Source organism: Mycobacterium sp., assembly GCF_032159775.1.
GTDB lineage: Bacteria > Actinomycetota > Actinomycetes > Mycobacteriales > Mycobacteriaceae > Mycobacterium.
This window is the reverse complement of record NZ_JAVHWK010000012.1, coordinates 1-3899: the sequence shown is the minus strand read 5'-3', so window position 1 is coordinate 3899 and position 3899 is coordinate 1. Positions and strand designations below refer to the sequence as shown.

The following is a 3899-nucleotide window of genomic DNA, read 5'->3' as shown; positions in this document are numbered from 1 at the left end:
AGTCTCGTCCCGCCGTCCAGCGGCCGGAGGGCATACGTGACCGCCACCCGCTTTGTCCGCAGCGTGATCTGTTCGCCATCGACGAAGGACTGCAGCGTGAATAGCGCCATGAACCGCTGTCCGATTTCCAGCTTTTCAAGTTCGGGTGTCCGCCGCCGCGGGCTGCGTCGGCCGAAGTTGTCGAGGATGTCGTAGCTGTAGGGTGCGGCGCGGAGCTGACACAACCACGAGAACACGATCGCCGGTGACGCGCTGATGCCGATCGCTCGGTCTGCCTGGAAGCTGGTATAGGTAACGAGCCCGTCGCACGGGAGTGGGGCTGCCCGCTCCGAGCGTGTCGCACCCCAGTTCCGCCCGAGCATCACGCGGCTAATCCGAGTCGCATGGCTTCGGCGGCAATGCGTCTCAACATCCGCCGCACCGCGACCCGGTGTGCGCCCGTGCCGATTACGAGCGCCCGATAGCTCATTCCAGGTATTCCCGGAAAGTGGGCCCAGGTTCGCGCCGACAGTCGGGTGCGCTGCGGTCCCTCATCGGCAAGCTCGAAGACCAGCTTGTAGACGCTGAAGGGATGCTCACCGTCCAGCGCGAGGCGCGTTAACGGCGTTGCTTCGCGAAGCCAGAAGAACGGCGACCGGATCGTCGACGGGTCATCTGGGTCTCGACACCACACGCCCACGAGTGCGGACCATGTCGCTGCGCGGTCGGATTCGACAGTCATGACATGCTCGTCGATATAGGGCAACTGTTCCATATAGAAGGATCGTACTAGATCATGGCTCCTCCACGGAAGCACCAAACCGACGCAATCTTGGACGCGACCCGAAGACTGGTGCTCGCTGCCGGACCTCGGGCGGCCAGCGTCACGGCGATTGCCGAAGCCAGTGGCGCACCAGCCGGCACGCTTTACCATCGCTTCGGTAATCGCAACGGCGTCTTGTCGGCTGCGTGGCTGCGCGCGCTCGAGCGCTTCCAAACCCGAGCGATGGCCGCCCAGGGTGAGACCGCGCTGGAGACGGCTGTTGCGATGGCCAAGGCGGTCGTCAGCTTCGCGCGCGAGCTTCCCGAAGATGCACAACTACTTCTCACGCTTCGGCCGAGCGACCTACTGGACGGTACACCGGACGCGGCGTTTTGGGACACTCTTGCAGCGATGAACCAACCACTGCTGGCACGGCTCAGAGAGGTCGCTCGCCAGTTGTACGGAAGGGCCGATGGCAGGTCCGTCGAGGCCGTGGCGCGAGCCGTCGCTGACCTTCCCTACGGGGTAGTGCGGCGACACGCCTTCGACAACCCCATGCCACGCTGGCTCGAAGCCGATGTAGCGGGCGCCGCGCGCGCGATGCTGGTCGAGTACAAATCGAATTCGCGGTCATGAGCGGCGAAGATTGTCAGAGGGTTGAGTGTGTCCGGTTGCGTCGCTGGCGGTTTGGGCCGTGGTTCGCTCGTTGTTCCTCGTAGATCGATGCGAGAATCTCTAGTCCATTGCGGATGGCAGCTTCGTCGATAGCGCCGTAACCAAGGACTAAAGCCGGTGGCGCCGAGCGCTGGTCGGACCAGTGCCAACTGGCTCCCTCGACGAGAAGGCCTCGTTTGTAGGCCGTGTCAATGAGGCCCATTTCGTCGCACCACTGGGGTAGTTGCAAGTACAGATGGAGACCCGCGGCGACGCGCTTAGGCACGGCATCGGGCAGCCAAGTCGCGACCCCTTCGAGGGCCGCGTCGAGTCGGCGACGATAGATTGGACGCACACGACGAAGATGCCGAGTCAGTGCGCCGGCACCGATGAATCGCGCTAGCGCGAGCTGTTCGAGCATGGTGGTTCCCATATCGTCAAGCAGTTTCTGCCGGATCACATCCTCGACAAGTTCGCCGGGCAGGGCAATCCAACCCAGTCGTAGGGCGGGCGTGAGGGTTTTGCTCGCGCACCCCGCGTAAGCAACCCGCTCCGGTGCAAGTCCTTGCAGGGCGCCAACGGGTGCCCGGTCGTAACGGAACTCGGCGTCGTAGTCATCCTCGATGATCAGCGCATCGCTGTGTTCAGCCCATTCGATGAGCGCCGTTCGCCGCGCCGGGCTGAGAACTGCTCCGGTCGGATACGAGTGCGCCGGTGCGACGAGCACGGCGTCGATGCTGTGTTCGGTCAGCTTGACGACGTCAAGGCCGTCGGCGTCTACCGGAATGGACACCACTCGCAGACCGGTGTTGGCGATCGCCTCCCGATGAAATCCGAAACCGGGGTCTTCCACCGCGATCGTGGTAGCGCCGCGACTGCCTAAAGCTCGACAAAGAAGCGTGATGCCCTGTGTCAGGCCAGATGTGATGAGCACGTGGTCGGGCTGCACGACGACGCCACGCACGCGAGCGATGTAGTCGGTGAGCGCTTCGCGCAACGGCAGCGCACCACGTGGTCCTGGGTAACCCAACTGCTCGTCAGGCATGGCGCTGAGTGCAGCGCGGTAATGGCGAAGCCATTCGGCTCGCGGGAACAGGCCGGGGTCGGGCAGTCCGCCGACGAGACGAACAGTGCGCGCGGGTTTCGTGTCGGCTGTGGACTGTATGGGTCCCGGCCCTGCGATGCGCAAGACGCGGGTTCCAGACCCTTGGCGTGCGCCCAGATACCCGTCGGCTGCCAGTTGTTCGTACGCGTCGACGACCACGCTTCGTGCCACACCGAGTTCGCGTGCCAGCGTTCGCGATGGCGGGAGCAACGCCGCGGCCGGCAACCGCCCCTGCTGGATCGCCGACCGCAGTTGTTGCTGCAACTGGTCGCGCAGCCCACGTCGCCCCGACCGGTCAAGGGTGATCAAAATGTCGGGAAACCCCGGGACCTTCGAATTGGTCGGTTCAAAAACATCTTTATTGGATCCTGACACTAGCCAATCGTAGGGCCACCCTGGGTGAATGCAACAGACGAAAACTGCCGCCGCTGCATTGGCGGTCCCCGTGCTGACGCCATGGATGCCTGGGCCGGTCGATTTGGTCGAGGGACCCGTCGTTGTGAGCATCACCGAACTGACTGCCGATCATCGGCGCGATCTGCCCGGGACGATGCTCAAGGGATTACGCATGCGCATGGGCTGGTATGCCATGCCCGGGGCTGTGGGGATGTGGCTATGGTCGCTCCCCGCCAGAGCCTGTGCGGGGTCGATATCGGTCTGGGTGAGCGAGGAGGACCTACAGCGGTTCATCGGCTTGCCCCACCATGTCGACATCATGCAGCGTTACCGCACCAGGAGCACAGTTCGATCCAGCACATGGCACGCCGACAAATTCGACCCGAGCGTTGTCATCGAACGCGCGCGCATCTGGATAACCGGGCGTCCGACGTGAAGCCCCTGGCCCTCTACGCCGCCGGCCGCATCCTGTTCGGTATGGCCGCGCTCGTCGCTCCCGGGACCACTGGACAAATACTTGCAGGCGACGGTGGCGCCGCACCCGACGCGCAAGCATTTCTGCGCGGGATGGGAGCCCGCGAAATCGGTATTGGCGTCGGACTTTTGGCCATGATCCGCGCCGACGGCCCCGTCAGACCATGGCTCGTCGCCGGCCTACTCGCAGACAGCGGTGACATCGCAGGCATCGCGGGGGCGTGGCGGCAGATGGCGCCATCGAAACGCTGGCTCGGCTTAGGGACCGCCGCCGGCGCCGGGGCAATCGGCGCCGCAGTGCTTGCAATGCTGCCCCGCGACAACTGACGTCTGGGCGGTCGTCCGTCGGCTCGCCGACGGGCCAAATCAAATTCAATGATTGTTCTCGAACGGGCGAGTGGTTGTCGCGATAGCGATCCCGCGACACCGCTGTCTTGATCGGACGACCACGGCCGCTCATCTGGCGCGGGCAACGCTGACCAGAGTAAGCCTCAAGCTTCTACGGATATGGCGCAGCACCCGAACCTT

Annotated in this window: 5 protein-coding genes and 1 pseudogene; 3 read left to right on the top strand and 3 right to left on the bottom strand. The window is 64.2% G+C overall.

From position 1 onward, the window contains the following. Together QOJ24_RS01180 and QOJ24_RS01175 are read right to left on the bottom strand one after the other, a co-directional pair. Positions 1-362, bottom strand: a pseudogene (locus tag QOJ24_RS01180) (hypothetical protein); the annotation flags it as partial. Beyond that, positions 362-754, bottom strand: a complete 393-nt coding sequence (locus QOJ24_RS01175) for a hypothetical protein (RefSeq protein ID WP_526258287.1) — start codon at positions 752-754, stop codon at positions 362-364. The pseudogene QOJ24_RS01180 and the gene QOJ24_RS01175, both read right to left, overlap by 1 nt. A gap of 21 nt (positions 755-775) precedes the next feature. Here QOJ24_RS01175 and QOJ24_RS01170 point away from each other — a divergent pair, with 21 nt between their 5' ends. After that, entirely contained in the window at positions 776-1378 is a 603-nt protein-coding gene (locus QOJ24_RS01170) for a TetR/AcrR family transcriptional regulator (RefSeq protein ID WP_526258285.1), read from the top strand. A 13-nt stretch (positions 1379-1391) separates the two neighbouring features. On the opposite strand, the gene pdxR is transcribed toward QOJ24_RS01170, so the two are convergent. Next, the gene (gene pdxR / locus QOJ24_RS01165) at positions 1392-2876 is read right to left on the bottom strand and encodes a MocR-like pyridoxine biosynthesis transcription factor PdxR (RefSeq protein WP_526258283.1); all 1485 of its coding nucleotides are present in this window, start codon (positions 2874-2876) and stop codon (positions 1392-1394) included. Positions 2877-2904: 28 nt separating this feature from the next. Between pdxR and QOJ24_RS01160 the strand changes: the two genes are divergently transcribed. Next, positions 2905-3333 (top strand): hypothetical protein, encoded by a 429-nt coding sequence (locus tag QOJ24_RS01160; protein ID WP_526258281.1) that lies wholly within the window; start codon positions 2905-2907, stop codon positions 3331-3333. Next, positions 3330-3698, top strand: coding sequence for a hypothetical protein (locus tag QOJ24_RS01155; protein WP_526258279.1), 369 nt, complete (start codon positions 3330-3332; stop codon positions 3696-3698). Before QOJ24_RS01160 ends, QOJ24_RS01155 begins: the two co-directional genes overlap by 4 nt. Positions 3699-3899 lie beyond the last annotated feature (201 nt).